Annotated in this window: 19 protein-coding genes; 13 read left to right on the top strand and 6 right to left on the bottom strand. The window is 60.0% G+C overall.

What is annotated here, in order from left to right:
• Positions 1-167 precede the first annotated feature (167 nt).
• Positions 168-4,004 carry a DEAD/DEAH box helicase gene (locus I6L32_RS20540; protein ID WP_216944411.1) on the top strand — a complete coding sequence of 1,279 codons (3,837 nt, stop codon included), beginning with the start codon at positions 168-170 and terminating at the stop codon, positions 4,002-4,004.
• A gap of 81 nt (positions 4,005-4,085) precedes the next feature.
• Here I6L32_RS20540 and I6L32_RS20535 read toward each other — a convergent pair whose 3' ends face one another.
• Positions 4,086-4,979 (bottom strand): DNA replication terminus site-binding protein, encoded by an 894-nt coding sequence (locus tag I6L32_RS20535; RefSeq protein ID WP_182721640.1) that lies wholly within the window; start codon positions 4,977-4,979, stop codon positions 4,086-4,088.
• A gap of 531 nt (positions 4,980-5,510) precedes the next feature.
• Here I6L32_RS20535 and I6L32_RS20530 point away from each other — a divergent pair.
• The 4 genes from I6L32_RS20530 (at position 5,511) to I6L32_RS20515 (ending at position 9,352) form a co-directional block, all read left to right on the top strand.
• Positions 5,511-5,720 carry a DUF1127 domain-containing protein gene (locus I6L32_RS20530; RefSeq protein WP_010675316.1) on the top strand — a complete coding sequence of 70 codons (210 nt, stop codon included), beginning with the start codon at positions 5,511-5,513 and terminating at the stop codon, positions 5,718-5,720.
• A gap of 269 nt (positions 5,721-5,989) precedes the next feature.
• The gene (gene astE / locus I6L32_RS20525; protein ID WP_216944410.1) at positions 5,990-7,009 is read left to right on the top strand and encodes a succinylglutamate desuccinylase; all 1,020 of its coding nucleotides are present in this window, start codon (positions 5,990-5,992) and stop codon (positions 7,007-7,009) included.
• 271 nt (positions 7,010-7,280) lie between these two features.
• Positions 7,281-8,369: a pyruvate dehydrogenase (acetyl-transferring) E1 component subunit alpha gene (gene pdhA / locus I6L32_RS20520; RefSeq protein ID WP_216944409.1), complete on the top strand. Its 1,089-nt coding sequence runs from the start codon at positions 7,281-7,283 to the stop codon at positions 8,367-8,369.
• Positions 8,366-9,352 carry an alpha-ketoacid dehydrogenase subunit beta gene (locus I6L32_RS20515; protein ID WP_216944408.1) on the top strand — a complete coding sequence of 329 codons (987 nt, stop codon included), beginning with the start codon at positions 8,366-8,368 and terminating at the stop codon, positions 9,350-9,352. Before pdhA ends, I6L32_RS20515 begins: the two co-directional genes overlap by 4 nt.
• Before the next feature lie 105 nt (positions 9,353-9,457).
• Here the strand turns inward: I6L32_RS20515 and tnpA (I6L32_RS20510) are convergent, their stop codons facing one another.
• On the bottom strand, positions 9,458-9,862 hold the full coding sequence (tnpA, locus tag I6L32_RS20510; protein WP_210557725.1) for an IS200/IS605-like element ISAs26 family transposase: 405 nt from the start codon (positions 9,860-9,862) through the stop codon (positions 9,458-9,460).
• A 57-nt stretch (positions 9,863-9,919) separates the two neighbouring features.
• Between tnpA (I6L32_RS20510) and I6L32_RS20505 the strand changes: the two genes are divergently transcribed.
• The 4 genes from I6L32_RS20505 to I6L32_RS20490 all read left to right on the top strand — a co-directional run bounded on the left by I6L32_RS20505 (position 9,920) and on the right by I6L32_RS20490 (position 13,150).
• Positions 9,920-11,146, top strand: a complete 1,227-nt coding sequence (locus I6L32_RS20505) for an RNA-guided endonuclease TnpB family protein (protein ID WP_021141234.1) — start codon at positions 9,920-9,922, stop codon at positions 11,144-11,146.
• Positions 11,147-11,244: 98 nt separating this feature from the next.
• Positions 11,245-12,345 carry a dihydrolipoamide acetyltransferase family protein gene (locus tag I6L32_RS20500; protein ID WP_111897073.1) on the top strand — a complete coding sequence of 367 codons (1,101 nt, stop codon included), beginning with the start codon at positions 11,245-11,247 and terminating at the stop codon, positions 12,343-12,345.
• Between the two features lie 206 nt (positions 12,346-12,551).
• Positions 12,552-12,761: a cold-shock protein gene (locus I6L32_RS20495; protein WP_005302803.1), complete on the top strand. Its 210-nt coding sequence runs from the start codon at positions 12,552-12,554 to the stop codon at positions 12,759-12,761.
• A gap of 77 nt (positions 12,762-12,838) precedes the next feature.
• Positions 12,839-13,150 carry a hypothetical protein gene (locus I6L32_RS20490; RefSeq protein ID WP_223917501.1) on the top strand — a complete coding sequence of 104 codons (312 nt, stop codon included), beginning with the start codon at positions 12,839-12,841 and terminating at the stop codon, positions 13,148-13,150.
• Here I6L32_RS20490 and I6L32_RS20485 read toward each other — a convergent pair.
• Positions 13,137-13,385 carry a TIGR02647 family protein gene (locus I6L32_RS20485; RefSeq protein WP_010675310.1) on the bottom strand — a complete coding sequence of 83 codons (249 nt, stop codon included), beginning with the start codon at positions 13,383-13,385 and terminating at the stop codon, positions 13,137-13,139. The genes I6L32_RS20490 and I6L32_RS20485 overlap by 14 nt on opposite strands.
• Before the next feature lie 246 nt (positions 13,386-13,631).
• Here I6L32_RS20485 and I6L32_RS20480 point away from each other — a divergent pair, with 246 nt between their 5' ends.
• The 3 genes from I6L32_RS20480 to I6L32_RS20470 all read left to right on the top strand — a co-directional run bounded on the left by I6L32_RS20480 (position 13,632) and on the right by I6L32_RS20470 (position 15,809).
• Positions 13,632-14,180, top strand: coding sequence for a hypothetical protein (locus I6L32_RS20480; RefSeq protein ID WP_052814699.1), 549 nt, complete (start codon positions 13,632-13,634; stop codon positions 14,178-14,180).
• 94 nt (positions 14,181-14,274) lie between these two features.
• A complete protein-coding gene (locus I6L32_RS20475) occupies positions 14,275-14,667 on the top strand; it encodes a DUF2750 domain-containing protein (RefSeq protein WP_010675308.1) in 393 nt (130 codons plus the stop codon).
• A 128-nt stretch (positions 14,668-14,795) separates the two neighbouring features.
• A complete protein-coding gene (locus I6L32_RS20470; RefSeq protein WP_069785270.1) occupies positions 14,796-15,809 on the top strand; it encodes an IS110-like element ISAeca3 family transposase in 1,014 nt (337 codons plus the stop codon).
• 285 nt (positions 15,810-16,094) lie between these two features.
• Here the strand turns inward: I6L32_RS20470 and I6L32_RS20465 are convergent, their stop codons facing one another.
• The 3 genes from I6L32_RS20465 to tnpA (I6L32_RS20455) all read right to left on the bottom strand — a co-directional run bounded on the left by I6L32_RS20465 (position 16,095) and on the right by tnpA (I6L32_RS20455) (position 19,597).
• Complete coding sequence (locus tag I6L32_RS20465; protein WP_254203861.1) at positions 16,095-17,945, bottom strand: extracellular solute-binding protein; 1,851 nt, start codon at positions 17,943-17,945, stop codon at positions 16,095-16,097.
• 90 nt (positions 17,946-18,035) lie between these two features.
• Positions 18,036-18,929, bottom strand: coding sequence for an EamA family transporter (locus tag I6L32_RS20460; protein WP_216944407.1), 894 nt, complete (start codon positions 18,927-18,929; stop codon positions 18,036-18,038).
• Positions 18,930-19,192: 263 nt separating this feature from the next.
• Positions 19,193-19,597, bottom strand: coding sequence for an IS200/IS605-like element ISAs26 family transposase (gene tnpA, locus I6L32_RS20455; RefSeq protein ID WP_021141233.1), 405 nt, complete (start codon positions 19,595-19,597; stop codon positions 19,193-19,195).
• A 57-nt stretch (positions 19,598-19,654) separates the two neighbouring features.
• On the opposite strand from tnpA (I6L32_RS20455), the gene I6L32_RS20450 reads away from it, so the two are divergent.
• On the top strand, positions 19,655-20,881 hold the full coding sequence (locus I6L32_RS20450; RefSeq protein ID WP_021141234.1) for an RNA-guided endonuclease TnpB family protein: 1,227 nt from the start codon (positions 19,655-19,657) through the stop codon (positions 20,879-20,881).
• Positions 20,882-20,928: the final 47 nt, after the last annotated feature.

Below are 20,928 nucleotides of genomic sequence, written 5' to 3'. Positions count from 1 at the left end.
CCCCTCCTGCGGCCCGTTGCCCGGTGGCAGGGGCGAGTGCCCTGTCAGCCCTGTCGCTCGCGTACCCATCAAAGGCGCCAGCTTTTTTGCACTATTTCGCGCTGAAGGGTCGAGCCGCCGCCGCTTTCCCGTTAAAATTCCGCCTTTGCACTTGCCCGTGAGTTCTGATGTCAGCCTTCACCCTCTCTTCAGATTGCCATGCCCTGCTGTGCGAGCTGCAATTGCAGCGTGCCGCCAGCACTCGTTACCTGCAAGACACCCTCTATGCCCCGGGCGCACCCGGGTGTGCGCTGCTCGACACCCTTGATCAGTTGCAGCAGTGGGGGCTTGTCCGTCAACGAACGGAGCAGCAGTGGAGTCTGACGGCAGAGGGAACCCTGACCCTGATCCTGGCGGTGCGTGCGGGGGAGTGCCCCATGCCGCAGTGGTCCCGCATCCCCTCGGTCACGGGCCTGGAGCGGGCACAGGAGGTGGTACGCGAGCTCTGTCTGGGGGAGGCGGGGCAGATCCCGGCCTATTACCAGAGTGCCGAACTCCTGAGCCTCCTGGATCTTCCCGATGCTCCCCGCCTGCTGGCAGGCTCCAGCCCCGCCTGGCAGGCCCTGCTGCTCGAGCACTTCGCCCTGCAGGCCCTGCTTGATGCTGAGCCTGACGAGGGCTGGCCGCTGGCAACGCTGGTTGCCTCCTGCTCCCCGGCGCTCTCTGGTCAGATCCAGGCTCGCGCCCAAGAATGGGAGTGGCTCTGCGGTTCCTTCGGGGGCGAGGTAACCACTCACTGGCCTGCACTGCAACAACTGGCGCAGCAGGGGGATGAGCAACCCCTGGCCGAGCGGCTGCTGGGGGCGCTTGGCCAGTGGCAGGGGCAAGAGGCGTCGCCCTGGCCTCGGATGTTCAGCGCCTTGCTCTGGCTCGGCTGGTTGCAACAGGCAGATCCGGTGCAGGGGAGCGAGCAGCGCAAGAAGTGGCAGCGCAGTCTGGGCCATCACTCCCCCCTGCTGGCCGATCTGCTGGGGCAGTGGGCCGGAGATCGCCACGGCCAGGCGGTCGGCCTGTTCGATACCCTGCAACTGCCGCTGGAGGAGCTCCACTGGGGTTACCTCTGGCTCGATCTCTGCGCCCTGGCGCGCCACGGCGAGCAGAGCCCCCAGGTGACCATCTTGCACAAGTGGGACCTCTCCCAGGTGCTGGACGCCGAGCCCCGGCATCGCCTGATGGCCTTCTGCCAGGATCTGCTGCGACTCCTGCTTGGCCGGGAAGCCGCCCATTGGCCCCTGCGCGCGTTGCGTCCTGCTCAAGGGGAGGAAGAGGATGCCACCGAGGAGGAAGGCAAGGCCCCCGCCTCGGCAAGCTGGCTCAACTGGTTGCAGGGGTTGGGACGCTCGAGCGGGGTGCGCAAACCCCAGGAGCGGCTGGTCTGGCTGCTCCACGCGGAGGGGCCTGAGCTTGAGTGCAAGATCCAGAAGCAGAGCACCAAGGGGGAGTGGACCGCCGGGCGAAGGGTCGATCCGGCCCTGCTTTCCACCCAGTACGCCAGCCTGCTGGACGAAGCTGACTGGGCACTGGTGCGCACCCTGCCGCGCAACATGGGCAAGCTGCCCCGGGATGCCTGGGTGCCCCTGGCAAACCATCCTCGCCTCTTCAATGCCAAGGGGCAGAAGCTGCAACTGGCCGTCAGCGCCCCCCTGCTGCAACTGGTACAGAGCGGGGAGGGCATGAGCGCCAGACTACATCCTGCTCCCGCCGCCCGCGGTGCGCACATCGTCCCCCTGGCTCAGGATTTGTGGCAGCTTATTCTGACACCGCAGGCGCTGCTGGACAGACTACCGGCCCTGGAGGCCATTCCGGCATTGCCGCCGGCCGGGCTCGAGGAGCTGCAACGCAGGCTGGATGCGATCCCCGATCTCCCCTGGCACAGCCAGGTGGCGGGGCTCAGAGGCAACGCCGAGCTGGCCCCCTGGCCCGGCGTTCCCTCCGTCCTGCTCGACTGGCAGGAGGGGCAGCTCGTGGTCCAGCTGGTGACCCGGGAGGGGGACCTGCCTCCCTTGCCTCTGGGCAAGGGGGAGGCCATCGTGCGCCAGGGTATCCGGGAGTATCACTACTGGCAGCGGGATCTGGCTGCCGAGAAGGACGATGCCCAGCGCCTTCGCAACCAGTTGCCCATCGGCCTGCCCGGCAACGAGTGGAAGCTGGACGGCGAGCAGGCACTCACCCTGGTCAACGCCCTGCCAGAGCTGGTTGACGCCGGTGTGGTGGTACATTGGCACCAGGACAGCACCCGCCTCAAGAGCCTCGATGAAGAGGCCCTGAGCCTGCGTATCGAGCGGCGTCAGGACTGGTTCCAGGTGGAAGGAGAGCTCTCGCTGGACGAGCATCAGATCCTCGATCTTCGCCTCATCCTGCGACAGCTGACCCCGGGCCAGCGCACGGTGCAGCTCGACGATAAGACCAGCCTGATGTTGAGCGACAAGCTGGTTGAACGTCTCACCGTGCTCGGCGCCATGCTGGACGACGAGCAGCGTATCAACAACAAGCTGGCCTATCCGCTGGCCCGCCTGCTCTCCGTCATCACCACCGAGGGGGATGCCGCCTGGCAGAACCTTCAGCAGGAGTGGCAGGAGGAGGTGAGCTGTCCCCCCGAGCTGCTGACGGCGCTGCGGGACTATCAGAAGGAGGGGGTACGCTGGATGGCGACCCTAGCCCATCACGGCTTCGGCGCCTGTCTGGCCGATGACATGGGCCTGGGCAAGACCTTGCAGGCCCTCATCGTGCTGCGCATGCGTCAGCACCTGGGCCCGGCGTTGGTGGTGGTGCCCAAGTCAGTGGTCACCAACTGGCAGGAGGAGGTGGCCCGCTTTGCCCCCGAGCTCGAGGTGGTGGTGTTCGACCATCCCGCCGAGCGGGAGACCCTGATCCAGGGGGCCAGGGCCGGACAGATCGTCCTGGTCAACTACGGCATGCTCGGCAGTCTCTCCCAGGCGCTCAAGTCCCGCCGCTGGTCGAGCATGGTGCTGGACGAGGCACAGCAGATCAAGAATGCCGGTACCCAGCGCGCCAAGCTGCTGTTCCAGCTCGACGGGGATTTTCGCCTCGCCCTCTCCGGCACTCCCATCGAAAACCATCTGGGGGAGCTGTGGAGCCTGTTCAGCTTCATCAACCCCGGCCTGCTCGGGAGCCTCGGGGAGTTCAAGCGCCGCTTTGGCAAGGCGGTCAAGGATCCCCAGCACATGGCGATGCTGCGGGCGGTGATCAGCCCCTTCATCCTGCGCCGCCTCAAGCAGCAGGTGCTAACGGAGCTGCCGGACAAGACCGAGATCATCCATCACATCAGCCTATCCCCCGAGGAGCGTCAGCTCTACGAGGCGACCCGGCGCGAGGTGGTGCAGCAGGTGCAAAGCGCCGATGGCCGTGCCCTGATGCATGTGCTGAGCGGCCTGACCCGGCTGCGCCGACTCTGCTGCTCCCCCCAGCTGGTGATGCCGGAGTGGTCGCAGACCAGCAGCAAGCTGGACGAGGCGATGGCGCTGCTGGACGAAGCCATCGATGGTGGCCACCGGGTGCTGGTGTTCAGCCAGTTTGTCGATCTGCTGAGCCTGCTGCGCAGCCGTATCGAACAGCGGCAGTGGGACTACTGCTATCTGGATGGGGGCTGCTCGGCCAAGTCCCGTCAGGAGTCCATCCTGCGTTTTCGACGCGAAACGGTGCCACTCTTCCTCATCAGCCTCAAGGCGGGGGGGACGGGCCTCAACCTGACCCAGGCCGATACCGTGCTGCACCTCGATCCCTGGTGGAACCCAGCGGTGGAAGATCAGGCGAGCGATCGGGCGCACCGCATGGGCCAGACCCAGCCGGTGACCGTCTATCGCCTGGTGTGCGAGCAGACGGTGGAGGAGAAGATAGTGGCGCTGCACGACGAGAAGCGGGCACTGGCCGACGGCCTCCTGAGCGGCCAGTCCGAGGTGAAGGGGCTGGATGTGGAGAGCCTGCGGGCACTGCTGATGAGCTGACGGCGATGGGCTGTAGCCCGATGTGACAAGGGGAGCATCACGGATGCTCCCCTTGTCGTTTGTGGCGGTGCCGAGCCTGCGCTACCCCTGATAGAGGTAGAGGTGCAGCCGCTCTATAATGGGGTCACCGCCAATCTTGCGATCCCGGCGTGCCTGGCGCAGCTTGGGCGGGTAGTGGCCCAGATGGGTGACGGCCGGCTGGGTATCGGAGCAGAGCAGCAGGGGCAGGCTCGCCTTGATCTGCTGCTTGCGGGGCTCCCGGTCCTGCCAGAGCAGGTTGATCATGGGGTGGGTCTTGACCGGCCTGCGGATCCGCATGGCGGCATCCGCCGGCAGGCGGCGAATGTCGTATACCTCCTGATCCACCATCTTGCTCCACTCTTCGTTGTCAAAGAGCGCCGGTACATATCGGCGGCTGCGCTCCAGCATCTCCAGTACCTGCTCCCGGCTGAGGCGGCTGATGCTCTGCTTGTCGGCCCAGGTGAAGCCCAGTGAATGGAGATCCCCCTGAAGCCAGGTCAGCTTGCGATAGACCTGCAGGGTGATGACGCCGGGCAGGGCACCGTGCACCAGCTCGAACTTCTCGTCCCGCCCGCCCGCCGCCTGGACCATGGCCTTGAAGGCGAGCTTGTGCGCGTTGATCTCCTCGATGACGGGGGCCAGCTCCCTGGCGCAGGCGGCAGGAAAGCGCAGCCAGCCGGGCAGACGGTGGGTCGCCTTGGTGGAGCAGCCGGGGCGGGCGCTGTGGTCCTGAAAGGCGGCGAGGGTGGCGGCCAGGGCCGCCTCGCCCGAGAGATAGCCCACCTCGATGGCCTCGATGGGCTCATGCTCTTCCCCCTGGGCCACGGCCGGGAGGGGATAGACATGAGCCTCCAGCAGCTCGAGCTGGCCCAGTTGCCGTGCAAGGCGTGCCAGCGACGCCTCCAGCAGGGCCATCTGTTGACGCAGGGCGGCGGTGGGGGTAAAGGTGTCCATCGGCAGATCCTGTGTGTGTGCCGCTCCCCCTGTTCAGCATGGTATCGGGACAACGTGGGGAGGCAGCATGATAAACCACTGTATAAATAACCATACCAGTATGATGGCAGGGTGCCAAGTGTCCGGTGCCACCCTGACGATGGGGGTGACATGGGGGCATCCGGTTCAGGTTGCCTGTTCGTATCTTTTTGTTAAATAACGATCTTGTTGCGATCTATTTGTTAACAAAATCTGGTGGTCGAGAGTTTGCACCCTGCTGGCTCGTCGTCGTGCCGTGCATAGCTAGCGTGGGAAAGTGCATAGTTAGAAGTGGGTGGCGCAGGAGAAAATGCTGTCAGGCTGCCAGGGGGAAAGTTTCAGCATTATTTCATTTTAAAATCATATGGTTATGGTTATTGCCCTGGCGATATCAACCATTACTTTTACTAATGTCATGTATCAAAATTCGTCAATTGAGGCACCTCCCCGCCCTGACTAAGCTTTGCGCATCAAATCCGAGCCTTGCGCAGAACTAGAGAGAGGAGCCATATCATGGCCAACATGACTTATACCGAAGCCGGTTACCAGCATTCCAGCGAATCGAATCTGGTTGCTCGCGTCAAGATGACCGTCCTGACCTGGCTGGAACGCAGCCGCAGCCGTCGCCAGCTCTCCGAGCTGCCCGCCTACCTGCTCAAGGACATCGGTCTGAACGAAGCCGACCGCTATCAAGAGACCACCAAGCCGTTCTGGCGTGGTTGATCAGCCGGGCATGGATGCCTTGTTTTTCTGCTGATACCAGGGGCATGATGCCCACCAGTCTGCCGAAGGCATGCTGCCTTCACCTGCCGATACCCGTTCACTGATTTCCCTCTCCCGTGTTTCCCCCCGCTTGACCCTGTTGCATGAGTTGTCACTCATTCTCGCCACTTTTGTATCCTTACTGTTTGAATTTGTTTAAAAACTGATTTTAAGCCCGGTTGCCTTGCGTATAATCCGGCCATGGCATTCCAGACTAAAGGGTGAGACGGATGATTCCCCAGCATGACTTTTTGGCCCTGACGCGCCGCCATGAGTGGCAGCTCGAGCCTTTCGCCTTCAATCTGACCGACGGTACCCGGGTGAGCGTGTGGGATACCGGCGTGATCTGCCTGGAACCCGCTTCCGAGGCGGGGCAACCCGGGCACAAGGACATCGTCCTCTCCTGCGGCATCCACGGCAACGAGACCGCCCCTATCGAGATCTGCAACCGGTTACTGACCCGGTTGCTCGCAGAGGAGCTCAAGGTTCGTCACCGGGTGCTCTTCCTCTTTGGCAACCCCGCCGCCATGAACCAGGGGGTGAGGGAGGTGGAAGAGAACATGAACCGCCTCTTCTCGGGCGCCCACAGCAAGGGGGAGGGGCTGTGCAACCGGGAGCGCATCCGCGCCATGCGTCTGGAGCAGTATGTGAGCCGCTTCTTTGCTGACTCGGGCAGGCCCCGTTACCACTACGATCTGCATACCGCCATTCGCGGCTCGCGCCACGAGAAGTTTGCCGTCTATCCCTTCCCCCACGAACGCCCCCACTGCAAGGAGCAGGTACGTTTCCTCGGTGCCTGCGGCGTGCGCACCATACTGCTCTCGAGCGGCCCGACTACCACCTTCAGCTATTACAGCTCGCACCAGCACGGCGCCCATGCCTTTACGGTGGAGCTGGGCAAGGTGCGGCCTTTCGGTGAAAACGACATGACTCGCTTCATCGAGGTGCGCCAGACATTGCAGGAGCTGGTGACCCGGGATGAGGTGGCCCTCGAGCCATGGCGAGCCGATGACTTCACCCTTTTTGCCATAGATCGGGTGATCAACAAGCAGTCGGAGCAGTTCCGCTTCCTGTTTGCCAGCGATGTGGACAATTTCACCGAATTTCCCCAGGGTTTTGTGCTGGCAGAAGATGGGGATCGGCAATACAGGGTAGAGAAAGCACGGGAGGCGGTGGTCTTCCCCAACGCCAACGTGGCCATCGGACAGCGCACCATGCTGCTGGTAGTACCCACCCGTTTGTGGGAGTGAATTGACGCCTTTTTCTCATGCTGAACCTGCGCCACGGGCGGTGGCAAGCAGCATGACGGTGATGGGCGTGATCCCGAACTCGATATGACAGGGAGCCTGAACAGGCTCCCTTCTTTGTTTCTGCTCGCCGAAAGTTCCGATTACCTTCGAAAATAAAAGAAGTTTCTACTGGTCTTACCTGGATGAATCTCGTTGCCCTTTAGTTAACATGTTGTTTACATTTTAAATGTCACCTCATGGTGGTGACGCTGACAACGGCAAGGAGCCAGTTATGACCCATGTCGACATTCCCTTCCTTCGTTACCTCGATGAGGAGGGGCGCCCGGTCGCGACACTGCCGACTTGGCTGGACAAGGCGATGCTGCACACCTTCTACCGCAACATGGTGATGGTGCGCAGTTACGACAAGAAAGCGATAGCACTGCAGCGAACCGGCAAACTCGGCACCTTTCCCTCCCATCTCGGGGCGGAAGCGGTGGGGATCGGTGTCGGGCTCGCCATGCAGCCAGAGGATGTCTATGTGCCCTACTACCGGGACATGCCCACTCTCTACGTGAGGGGCGTGCCCATGGAGCAGAACCTGCAGTATTGGGGCGGCGATGAACGGGGCAGTGTCTTCTACAAGGCCGGTGGCGAGTTGTCGGAAGACTTGCCCATCTGCGTTCCCATCGCCACCCAGATCACCCATGCTGCCGGCATCGCGGCCGCCTTCAAGCTGCGCAACCAGCCCAGGGTCGCCGTGGTGACCATCGGCGATGGCGGTACCTCCAAGGGAGACTTCCTCGAGGGGCTCAACTGTGCCGGTGTCTGGCATCTCCCCATGGTGATGATCATCAACAACAACCAGTGGGCCATCTCGGTGCCGCGCAAGTTGCAGTCGAGCGCGCCCACCCTGGCCCAGAAGGGCATAGGAGCCGGGGTGCGCAGCCTTCAGGTGGACGGCAATGACGTGGTGGCGGTCTATGAGGCGACCCGCGCCGCCGTCGAGCGGGCTCGCAGCGGCAAGGGGCCGACGCTCATCGAAGCCGTCAGCTACCGGCTCGGGGATCACACCACCGCCGATGATGCGACTCGCTATCGTGACGGCGCCGAGGTGGAAGCGGCCTGGGCCAGGGAGCCTGTCAAGCGGCTGCGCCAGTTCATGTTTGAACGGGGCTGGTGGGACGAGCAGCAGGAACAGGCGCTGCTGGCAGAGGCGGGCCGGGAAGTGGAACGCGCCGTTGCCGCCTATGAGGCCATCACGCCCCAGGCGCCGGAGACCCTGCTCGATTACCAGTTTGCCGAGCTGCCGAAGGCCTATCTTGCCCAGCGCCAGCGCATCATCGCCAAGGGCATGCAGCAGAGCGGGGAGGGACTATGAGCGATATCACGCTGCTCGAAGCGATCAATCTGGCGTTGCACCACGAGATGGCACGCGATCCTGATGTGGTGGTACTGGGGGAGGATGTGGGGGTCAACGGCGGTGTGTTTCGCGCCACTGTGGGGCTTCGCGATAAATTCGGGTTCAAGCGGGTCATCGATACGCCGCTGGCCGAAGGACTCATCGCCGGGGTGGCGGTGGGCATGGCGACCCAGGGGCTCAAACCCGTGGCCGAATTCCAGTTCCAGGGCTTCATCTTCCCGGGCATGGAGCAGATCATCTGCCAGGCGGCACGGATGCGAAACCGGACCCGTGGCCGCATCACCTGTCCCATCGTTTACCGCTCCCCCTACGGCGCCGGCATCCATTCACCCGAGCACCACAGCGAGAGCGTCGAGGCCCTGTTTGCCCATATCCCCGGGCTGCGGGTCGTGATCCCTTCGAGCCCGAAGCGAGCTTACGGCCTGCTGCTGTCGGCTATTCGGGATCTGGATCCCGTGATGTTCTTCGAGCCGGATCGCATCTATCGCTCCATGAAGTCGGATGTGGTGGATGACGGCATCGGCCTGCCGCTGGATGTCTGCTTTACCCTGCGTCCCGGCCGGGACATCACTGTGGTGGCCTGGGGAGCCTGCATCCAGGAAGTCATGCGGGCGGCGAACCTGCTGGCGGAGCAGGATATCCAGTGCGAGGTGCTGGATCTTGCCACCATCAAACCCCTGGACATGGAGAGCATCCTGACCTCGGTACGCAAGACCGGGAGGTTGCTGGTAGTACACGAAGCCTGTGGCAGTTTCGGGGTGGGTGCCGAAATCGTGTCCCAGGTGACCGAAGAGGCGATGACTGCCCTCAAGGCGCCGCCAAGACGCCTCACCGGCGTGGATGCCGCCGTCCCCTACTATCGCAACGAGGAGTATTACCTCATCACCGAGCAGGAGATCGCGCAGGCGGCTCGGCAACTGATGGAGAACCAGTGGCTATGACGCACGACAGGTACGGATGCGCAAGTGCCTGGGCCACAGGGCTCCATCTTAAATGCGAAAGGGGACTCCCTCCGACGTAGGTGGGAGGGGAATTTCGCCGGGGCGTCAGCCCCGCTGGTTTTGAATGTATTGCTTGATCACCTCCAACGGTGCTCCGCCGCAAGAGCCCGCAAAGTAAGAGCGTGACCAGAGTACGGGTTTGCTGTAAGCACCTCTCAAGTCCAGAAATTCATTACGCAGTCGCCTTGATGTGACCGCCTTTAACGAGTTCACCAGTACCGATAGCTGCACCGTTGGCGCGTACTCTATCAGCATGTGAACATGATCAGCCTCTCCGTCACACTCTTTCAGTTCCGCACCAAAATCTCTGCAAACCTCTGCCGCACACTGACCGAATGAAGCGTGATGCAGATCCCCCAATATCGGCTTTCGATACTTGGTGATAAACACCAAATTTACGTGCAAAGCGTAGGCCGCATGGCGTGATTTATTAATTTTAGTGAATTGCATTCTGTCACTCAATCGGGCTTAATAGATATGGCAATAATGCTGCACACTGAGCGCTGAATGCAAATTCTGAAAGCCTACAAATTCCGACTCGAACCGACCGAACAACAAGCGCAACGCCTGCGCCAGTTGGGCGGTTGTGCTCGTTATGTCTGGAATCACGGGCTGGCAGAAACCAAACGCATTCTGGATGCTGGCGAAAAACTGCCTTCTGCCTTTGAGCTGAACAGGATGCTCACCAGTTGGAAGAAAGACCCAGAAATGGCCTTTCTGGCCGAGGCATATACCGACAACCTCCAGCAGAAGCTCAAGGATTTGCATGGCGCGTGGATGCGCTGCTTTGATAAGAAACTCGCCGCCAAGGCACCCGTATTCAAGAAAAAAAGCGACAACCGCGACGCTATCCGGTTCGTCAACTTCGACAAGTATTGCCGCCTTGAAAAGGGTCGAGTGAAGCTGCCTGCCGGGCTGGCGTGGGTCAAGTTCCGTCAGTCCCAGCCAGTTGAAGGGAAAATTAAAAACGCGACCGTCAGCCAAGCAGCCGGGCACTGGTATATCTCCTTTCAGGTCGAGCAGGAGACGCTTGAGCCAATTCACCCCTCCGGCTCAATGGTCGGGCTAGATGCGGGGATCGCCAAGCTCGCAACCCTGTCAGACGGCACGGTGTTTGAGCCCGTCAACAGCTTCAAAACCAATCAGACCAAGCTGGCAAGGCTCCAACGCCAGTTGAGCAAAAAGGTAAAGTTCAGCAGCAACTGGAAGAAACAAAAAGCCAAGATCCAGCGGCTGCACTCACATATCGCCAATACCCGCCGCGATTACCTTCACAAGGTCACAACGACTATCAGCAAAAACCACGCGATGATCGTCATTGAGGATTTGAAGGTTGCCAGCATGTCAAAATCAGCAGCGGGCACGACCAGCCAGCCGGGGCGCAACGTCCGGGCAAAATCAGGGCTGAATCGTTCGATATTAGATCAGGGCTGGTTTGAGCTGCGCCGCCAGCTCGAATATAAGCAGGCATGGCGAGGCGGTCAGGTGTTGGCGATAAACCCGGCCTACACGAGCCAGCAGTGCGCCTGTTGTGGGCATACTGCGAAGGATAACCGCCAGACGCAAAGCCAGTTTAAATGCGCTGCGTGTGGTTATGAGGCGAACGCCGATGTGAACGGCGCTCGCAATATTTTAGCGGCGGGACACGCCGTTTTAGCCTGTGGAGGCGTGGTGCAATCAGGCCGCCCGATGAAGCAGGAACCCGGTACTGCGCGAGCAGCTATCACCCAGTAATGGGGATCCCCCTCCTGTGACGCGAAGCGCTAAGGTGGGGGAGGATGTCAAGGTGTCTGTCAATGTTTGGTGATGTCCCAGCAGAGGGAGAGCAGGTCATGAAATTTTTCAAATTGCCGGATCTGGGCGAAGGACTGGCCGAGGCCGAGATCGTCGAGTGGAAGGTGAGCGCCGGTGATACGGTGCAGGTAGATCAGGTACTGCTGTCGGTGGAGACGGCTAAGGCGTTGGTAGATGTGCCCTCACCGGTGGCCGGGGTCATCGCCAGATTGTGCGGGCAGGAGGGGGACATCCTCCACATCGGGGCACCGCTGGTGGAGTTTGAAGGGGGCGAGGATGACGGCACCGTCGTTGGCAAGGTCAGCGCCCATCAGCAGCATATCGAGGATCATTTCGTGGTGGGGGCCATGGCGCCCGGCGGCACGCTGGTACAAGCCATGCCAGCGGTCCGTCTGCTGGCGCAAAAACTGGGGCTGGACATCGACAAGGTCAAGGGAACCGGCAGCGCTGGCATGGTGACCGAGCAGGATGTGCAACAGGCGTTCGAGGCCCAGCAGGAGAGCGGCAACGAATTCCTGAAAGGCTCGCGCCGGGCCATGGCCAAGGCGATGGAGCTCTCGCACCGGACTGTGGTGCCGGTGAGCATCACCGACGAAGTGGACTTGCGCCACTGGCGCCCGGATGAAGATGTGACGGTGCGCCTCATCAAGGCGATCGGCGTGGCTTGTCGGGCCGAACCCTCCATGAATGCGTGGTTTGACGAAGAGACCCTGTCGCGGCGTCTGTTCAGGGAGGTCAATGTGGCCATCGCGGTCGACTCCAAGCATGGGCTCTATGTGCCCGTGATGGAGAACGTGGCAGAGCGGGACCCGGCTGACATACGGCAGGGGCTGGATCGGATGATCGCCGATGTGAAGGCCCGTGCCGTGCCGCGGGAAATGCTGCAGGGGGCAACCATCACCCTCACCAACTTTGGCGCCATCGCTGGCCGTTACGCCAGCCCCATCGTCACACCACCCCAGGTGGCCATCATAGGAGCGGGCAAGTTGTTCGAGAAGGTGGTGTTCATCCACGGCGAGGCGCGCCCGGTGCGTGCACTTCCCCTGTCGATGACGTTTGACCACAGAGCCTGCACCGGTGGAGAGGCGGCTCGCTTCCTCAAAGCCCTGGTTCAGGCACTGGAGTCGGCACAGGTCTAAACCGCTGTACCCCGCCGCTGGCGGGGTACAAATTTGTTTGCGTAATCGACAAAGGCACGTATAATCTCAACCAGCTTGAAAGGGCGATAGTTATGTCAATGAATATGATGTTTTACATCTTTTCCTGTTGTTCATAAGTAATCCCGTTTTTTGAGCTTTACCCGCTGAAAAGCATAAGTAATTATTTTGAATACAGGTTTAAAGATATGTCTAACATGATCACCGGTACCGTTAAGTTTTTCAACGAAACCAAAGGTTTTGGCTTCATCCAGCAAGAAAACGGCCCGGACGTTTTCGTTCACTTCAGCGCTATCCAAGGTAACGGCTTCCGTACCCTGGCTGAAGGTCAGCGCGTGCAGTTCTCTGTGACCCAAGGTCAAAAAGGCCCGCAGGCTGAGAACGTAACTGCTCTGTAATTCTTGCAGAATTTAAGAAAGCCGTGGTACCTCTGGTGCCACGGCTTTTTGTTTTCATGGCTTCATCAATACGCGTCATGACCCTGCTCTCCTCCCTCTTGCTGACCGTGGCGTTGACCTTTCAGGCCAGCACGCCAACGCCGGATCCTGTGGTGAATGATGCCGTGTCCGTGTGTCAACAGTTTGTACATGTTCGCCTGGGAAACGCGGTGAAACCCGATGAGATCAGGGTACAGCCGGTGCCAAAACGGGCGGGAGAGTGGCTGGTCGATGGCAAGATAAAAGGACCCGAAGGTCCTTTGCTGTTTGCTTGTCTGCTGCGACAAGGAGAGCGCTGGGAGTTGCTCAACTTCTCGCTCTGGGCACCACAACCGCTCAATTCGGCTTGAGTGCGACCAGCAGGTGTTGGAGATGCTCCAGCATGGTCATGCCGAAAGGGGTCAGATAGCCGCCATCTGCCGCGGTGATCAGGCCCTGGCTGTGCAGGCGCGCTGCCGCCTGGCAAAGCGCTTCCGACATGTCGCTGCGCAGCTTGATCCCTAGGCTCATGTTGGCCGGATCAAAACACGCCAGTATTTTCAGCTCATTCACAAAATCGTCAGAAACCTGGTTGATCCCACTCATGGATGCACTCCTTACGCTAAAGATGTATGCAACCTAGCATCCCCGGTGCCTCTTTAGTGGGCGCTGGCTCAAACAATTGGCCTTTATCGGGGCCGCTCTGGTTCAAACGCTGCTTTTTTGGACGCTATCTATCACCGGTCCGGCTGGACGCAAACGCCCCCAGCAAGGCAAACATGCTAGAATGGCACCCTCGTTCACCCTCATGACCAGGCGTGATGCCAGGTCATCTTGTTCAAGGCGCGTCTCATGATCACTGTCACTCTGGTCTCTCTGCTGCACTCTCTGGGTCCCCGTTTTCCTGTTTATGCTCCCTCCTTGCTGCTCCCTCTCCTAGCGCAACATCAAGGAGATCTCTGGCTGCCGGCCATTCGTGGGGAAGACGTGACGACCCTGCGTCAGCATGGCAAGGATGCCCAGAGTCTGGCTACCTTGTCGGCAGGCTGGTGCGAGTTCGCGGCCCAGAGCAAAGAGACGCCGGAGCTCGATGCGCTGGCAAGTTACGATGAGGAGATGCTGGACAACCTGCAGATGTACTGGCGCCACCCGAGCAAGATAAACAGCCCGATCACCGATAACCTGTTCGAGCTACGCCGTGAGGTGGTGGACGAGGCCCATGACGGCAAGCTGGTTGCTGCCTGGAGTGCCGCCCAGCAAGCACGGCTTGAGCAGATCATGGTGGGGGTCGCTGCGGGGCGGGATCAGCTCTGCTTTGTGGAAGTGGAGTCCGCCTATTGGCTGAGGGAGCGACTGGGTGAGACCGCGGGACTCCGGCTGTTGACCCCCGAGCTGGGGTGAGGCGATGGAAAGACGGATGACCTATTACTCCTGCTGGACAAGGGGTCGGCAAGATGTGAACATGTCGCCCTTTATTGAACGAGAGACTTGACCGATGAGCTATGAACTTAGCGACACCGAGCGCAATGCCGCGCTGCAACTGAACGCCGATTACCGCTTTGATCACTTCATCAGCAAGCTGGTCGAGCACGAAGAGCTGTTTGTCCTGACCGACGAACACGGCGTCATGATGCTGACGACCGAAGAGGAAGATTGCATCCCGGTATGGCCGCATCCCGACTACGCCAAGGCCTGGGCCGAAGGGGAGTGGGCCGAGTGCAAGCCGCAGTCCATCACCCTCAAGGTGTGGCTGGATCGCTGGGTGGACGGCATGGAGCAGGATGATCTCTGCGTGGCCGTGTTCCCGACGCCGGATCAGGAAGGCATTGTGCTGGACCCGGCCGACGTCGCCGACGCCATTGCGCAAAAGCAGGCCAAACGCGGCTGAGCGCCCTCTGCCTGGTGCCATCCCGGTTGTAACAAAGACCCCGCCAATGTGCGGGGTCTAATGAGATGGTCACCCCCACCCTGTGAGCGGTATGCTGACAGGGTGTTTTTCTTTCAGGAGAGGCCATCATGGAAAACGTTGCGCTTATTGGTATTGATCTCGGTAAACACTCTTTTCACATTCACTGTCAAGACCGGTTCGGCAAGGCTCTTCTTCGCAAGAAGTTCAACCGGACAAAGCTCATCGAATCCCTCGCAACTTTTCCTGTATGCACCATCGTCATGGAGGCATGTGCCGGAGCCCATTACATGGCTCGTCGGCTGGCTGAATTTGGGCATGAGAGTAAGCTCATTTCGCCTCAATTCGTGCGCCCATTCGTCAAGAGCAACAAGAACGACTTCATCGATGCTGAAGCTATTTGCGAGGCCGCCTGCCGTCCCTCCATGCGGTTTGTAACGCCCAAGACCGAAAGCCAGCAAACGTTGGGAGCACTGCATCGTGTGCGCGAATCGTTTGTGCGCGATCGGGTTAAGGCATCGAACCAGATACACAGCTTTTTACTCGAATTTGGCATCAGTCTGCCCGTCGGTCATGCCGCCATCAAGCGCCTGCCTTCTGTGATGGCTGAACACGAGTTACCAGCGCGACTGATTACCATGTTGGAGAGGCTGCATGCCCATTTCAAGTATCTGGAGCAGCAAATTGCCGAGATCGACAAGGAACTGGCCAGCCAGCTTGGCGATGACGATCTTGGTCAGCGTCTGATGACAATCCCTGGTGTCGGCCCGATCACTGCCAGCGTGTTGGCCGCCGAGCTCGGTGACGGAAAACACTATCGATGTAGTCGTGATTTCGCGGCGTCAGTCGGATTGGTGCCACGCCAGTACAGTACTGGGGGCCGGGCAAACCTGAAGGGTATCAGCAAGCGTGGCGACAAAAATCTTAGACGATTGTTGGTGCAATGTGCACGAGCCTATATGCAACGGCTAGAGCGGCAAACGGGACGATTGGCTGATTGGGTCAGGTCTATGCTGACTCGGCGACATTCGAATGTTGTGGCTTGTGCACTAGCCAACAAGTTGGCCCGCACGGCTTGGGCGCTGGCGGCACGGCATACCGAATTTCGGGCAATGCCAACCTGACGCGCCCCTATTTACTTTTGTACTGACACACCCACCTGGTTTTGCGACTGTGATATTGGATGACGTGAACGGCATACCGGCCTGACTGATAACCTGGCAAAAGAATAGGCTTTCTAGGTCGAGGGTCTTTTTAGGACAGTCAGGCGCGATTCTCATCGTGGCGCGGAGAACATTCTCCATCAAGACTCCGGATAGATTTAAGCAAGCCAACCACAACACCCGAAATCAAGGTTGCAAAAAAGGGGGTGACCATAGATTGTTTTAGGGCTGACGGTGCCAGCTGCCCTATTTTTGCTGGTAGGTGGTATCCGTGATGGTCACTGGCGGGAAGGTCTGCCCCCCTTTGATGGCGGCCCGGGTCTGCGCCTTTGCCGCTTCGTCAATCCAGAGCAGGCCGCCAAAGCTGTAACCCGAGTTGGAGCCGTCGAGGGGCCAGTAAAGCAAGTCGCTCTGGGGGGTTGCCGGCACCTTGGGCAGGCGTATCCAGCGCCAGGCGCCGGCCCGGGTATAGGGCACCTGATAGGCGGGGACGAAGCTGGCGAGCTCATAGAGTCGCTGCTGGATCTGGCGGGAGAGGTCGGCCTTCTTGCTGAAATCGAACGCCTTGTCGTATTGCTCCACCAGGGCCGAGATCCTGTCGTCATCGATGTTCATGATGTTGTTGGTCTGGGGCTTGTTGGCATTGACCTTATGGAAGTGTTCCCAATAGGCGGGATAGCGACCACCGCTCCAGGCCATCCAGGCACTCTGGTGTTTTTTCTCCAGCATGGATTTGAAGCCGGCAGACGCATCCATCAGATTGAGCTCGAGGTTGAGCCCCGCCTTTTTCGCCTCTTCCCGCAGCAGGGTGAGGCGTTGTGCATGTTCCGCCGTGGTGTAGGTGATGCTGAGGGAGAGGGGCTGGCCCTTGTCGTTTCGCAAGATGCCATCCGGCCCGGTCTTGGTAAAGCCCGCCTTGGCAAAGAATTCGCGAGCAAGGGCGGGATCGAAGGGGCGCGCCTTGAGGTCGGTATTGGTGAAATCTCCCTGGCCCGAGCCATAGGTGTTGAGACGCTGGTAGTCCCCCCGCAGCAGGGTCGCGATCATCTTGTCCAGGGCGAGGGCGTGCTGGATGCCGAGTCTGACGTCGAGATTGCTCAGCAAGGGATCGGCGGTGTTGAGATAGAGCCCCATGGGGGGCTGAGGCGTCTGGTTGTAGAACCAGAGTCGCTCGATATAGCCCTTCTCGAATTCGGCGGTCTTGCTCTTGTCATGCCACCAGTTGGGCATCACGAGTGGGAAGGTGTCGAGCTCACCGCGCAGGAAGTGCTGCCAGGCGATGTTCTGATCCCTGAGCACCTTGATCTCGATGCGATCCGGATTGAAGCGGTGCTGGAAGTAGCGCTCGTCGTTCCCCCACCAATCCTTGACCCGGTCGAAGGTAACCGACTTGCCCTTCTTGAGCTCGCCAATCTGGTAGGGGCCGGTGACCGGCAGCACCTTCCAGTTGTACTCCTTGACCCAGTTGGCGGTCAGCTTGATGGCGTGGCTGGGCTCCGGGGTGAAGGGGAGAGCTTCGAGCAGATCTTCCCGGCTCTTCTCGGTGCCGCTGGTGATGGCGAGGGTGTGATCGTCAAACTTGGTCACTTCGCTTATCTGGGTGCTGTAGTAGTTGTTGTACCAGGGGTCGTTGATCTCCTTGCTGCGCATCATCTTGAGGGTGAAGACCCAGTCATCCGCAGTGACGGGCTGGCCGTCCGACCAGCGGGCCTTGGGGTTGATGCGAAAATAGAGCGTCTTGTTATCCGTGCCGAAAGCCCACTGGTTGGCCAGCATGGGGATGGGATTGCGCGTCACGGGATGGGTGCTCAGGAGCGGCAGGTTGGTCTCGCGCACGTAGGCCGCAAAGCCGCCGTTGGAATCCGGCCCGTATTTGCGCAAGGTGAGCGGAAAGCTCGACATGAAATCCCGGAAGGTGCCGCCTCGCTTGGCCTCGGGGTCTGCATAGACGGGATCGGTGTCGTTGTTCTCCCATTTGAGATCTGCCGGCAGGGTGGCACTCCAGCCGAACGGGCTCCAGCAGAAGGGGAGCAGCATGGCCGTGACCCGCATGATGCCTGGTAAAGAGGGAATGATCGAAAGTGACGGATGACGCATGTCCTTGCTCTCCTGATGATGGCATCCTGCCGAAATAACGGGGTGGGCCCAAGAGGGCCTGACCCATGATGGGAAGTTTCCCGGGCGAGGTCAATCCTCGGTTTGGGTCTTCAAGAAGCGCATCTTGCCCCCCAGCAGATGCACCACGAAGCCGAGCAACACCAGACCCGAGCCCAGCCATTGCAGGGGAGTGGGGTGTTCATCGAGCAGCAGGGCGGCGGCCACCATGCCGACACAGGGCACCAGCAGGGAGAGGGGGGCAACCTGGGCCACCGGATAGCGCATCAGCAGCCTCCCCCACAGGCCATAACCGAGCCAGGTGGCGATAAACGAGAGATAGAGCACGCACAAGACGCCCTGCCAACGGATGTTGAGCAGGCTGCTTGCGATGAGTTCGGGCCCCTCGATCAGCCAGGAGAGCGCGAAGAAGGGCAGGATGGGCACCAGCCCGCCCCAGGCGACCAGGCTCGGCAGAGAGGTGCGATAGCGCAGACCTATCTGGCGATTGATGACATTGCCAAGGCCCCAGCAGGCGGCTGCGCACAGCGTCAGCACAAACCCGATGAGGGTGAGGTTGCCCTCGCCATGGGTGGCAATGAGATAAAGACCTGCTCCCGCCAGCGGCAGTGCCACCCAGTGGTGGGGCTGCCAGCGCTCTCCCAGCCAGATCATGGCGAACAGCAGGGTGAAGACCACCTGGGATTGCAGCACCAGGGAGGCCATGCCGGCGGGCATGCCGAATTTCATGGCGCAGAACAGGAAGGCAAACTGGCCCAGGCTGATGGCACCGCCATAGGCCAGCAGCCAGCGCCAGGGCATGGCAGGCCTGGGGACCAGTAGAATGGCGGGGAAGACGACGCCGACGAAACGCAGTGCTCCCAGCAGCAGTGGGGGGATGCCTTCCAGCCCCCACTTGATGGCAACGAAGTTGAGTCCCCAGCAGAGAATGACCAGGGCGGCCAGACACTTGTCCTTGGTTTGCATGCAGCATCCTTGTTTGAGCGGCGCCGGCACGGCAGGGCGCCGAAGGGGTCGAGCATACCTGCTACAGGGTGGGCACCGTCAAGGGCGCAGGTGTATGCCGGGCGAGTGCGCGCGGGCTAAGCTAAAAGTGAGTGCCCGGATTGACGGGCTGGTGTCGATGGCTGACCGGAGGTATTCCATGAGCGACCATACCCTGCTGCCCCATCTTAAATGCGAAAGGGGACTCCCTCCGACGTAGGTGGGAGGGGAATTTCGCCGGGGCGTCAGCCCCGCTGGTTTTGAATGTATTGCTTGATCACCTCCAACGGTGCTCCGCCGCAAGAGCCCGCAAAGTAAGAGCGTGACCAGAGTACGGGTTTGCTGTAAGCACCTCTCAAGTCCAGAAATTCATTACGCAGTCGCCTTGATGTGACCGCCTTTAACGAGTTCACCAGTACCGATAGCTGTACCGTTGGCGCGTACTCTATCAGCATGTGAACATGATCAGCCTCTCCGTCACACTCTTTCAGTTCCGCACCAAAATCTCTGCAAACCTCTGCCGCACACTGACCGAAGGAGGCGTGATGCAGATCCCCCAATATCGGCTTTCGATACTTGGTGATAAACACCAAATGTACGTGCAAAGCGTAGGCCGCATGGCGTGATTTATTAATTTTAGTGAATTGCATTCTGTCACTCAATCGGGCTTAATAGATATGGCAATAATGCTACACACTGAGCGCTAAATGCAAATTCTGAAAGCCTACAAATTCCGACTCGAACCGACCGAACAACAAGCGCAACGCCTGCGCCAGTTGGGCGGTTGTGCTCGTTATGTCTGGAATCACGGGCTGGCAGAAACCAAACGCATTCTGGATGCTGGCGAAAAACTGCCTTCTGCCTTTGAGCTGAACAGGATGCTCACCAGTTGGAAGAAAGACCCAGAAATGGCCTTTCTGGCCGAGGCATATACCGACAACCTCCAGCAGAAGCTCAAGGATTTGCATGGCGCGTGGATGCGCTGCTTTGATAAGAAACTCGCCGCCAAGGCACCCGTATTCAAGAAAAAAAGCGACAACCGCGACGCTATCCGGTTCGTCAACTTCGACAAGTATTGCCGCCTTGAAAAGGGTCGAGTGAAGCTGCCTGCCGGGCTGGCGTGGGTCAAGTTCCGTCAGTCCCAGCCAGTTGAAGGGAAAATTAAAAACGCGACCGTCAGCCAAGCAGCCGGGCACTGGTATATCTCCTTTCAGGTCGAGCAGGAGACGCTTGAGCCAATTCACCCCTCCGGCTCAATGGTCGGGCTGGATGCGGGGATCGCCAAGCTCGCAACCCTGTCAGATGGCACGGTGTTTGAGCCCGTCAACAGCTTCAAAACCAATCAGACCAAGCTGGCAAGGCTCCAACGCCAGTTGAGCAAAAAGGTAAAGTTCAGCAGCAACTGGAAGAAACAAAAAGCCAAGATCCAGCGGCTGCATTCACATATCGCTAATACCCGCCGCGATTACCTTCACAAGGTCACAACGACTATCAGCAAAAACCACGCGATGATCGTCATTGAGGATTTGAAGGTTGCCAGCATGTCAAAATCAGCAGCGGGCACGACCAGCCAGCCGGGGCGCAACGTCCGGGCAAAATCAGGGCTGAATCGTTCGATATTAGATCAGGGCTGGTTTGAGCTGCGCCGCCAGCTCGAATATAAGCAGGCATGGCGAGGCGGTCAGGTGTTGGCGATAAACCCGGCCTACACCAGCCAGCAGTGCGCCTGTTGTGGGCATACTGCGAAGGATAACCGCCAGACGCAAAGCCAGTTTAAATGCGCTGCGTGTGGTTATGAGGCGAACGCCGATGTGAACGGCGCTCGCAATATTTTAGCGGCGGGACACGCCGTTTTAGCCTGTGGAGGCGTGGTGCAATCAGGCCGCCCGATGAAGCAGGAACCCGGTACTGCGCGAGCAGCTATCACCCAGTAATGGGAATCCCCCTCCTGTGACGCGAAGCGCTAAGGTGGGGGAGGATG

It is taken from the genome of Aeromonas sp. FDAARGOS 1402 (assembly GCF_019046925.1).
Lineage (GTDB): Bacteria > Pseudomonadota > Gammaproteobacteria > Enterobacterales > Aeromonadaceae > Aeromonas > Aeromonas caviae.
The sequence above is the reverse complement of the archived record's forward strand: the minus strand, read 5'-3'. Positions and strand labels throughout refer to the sequence as shown.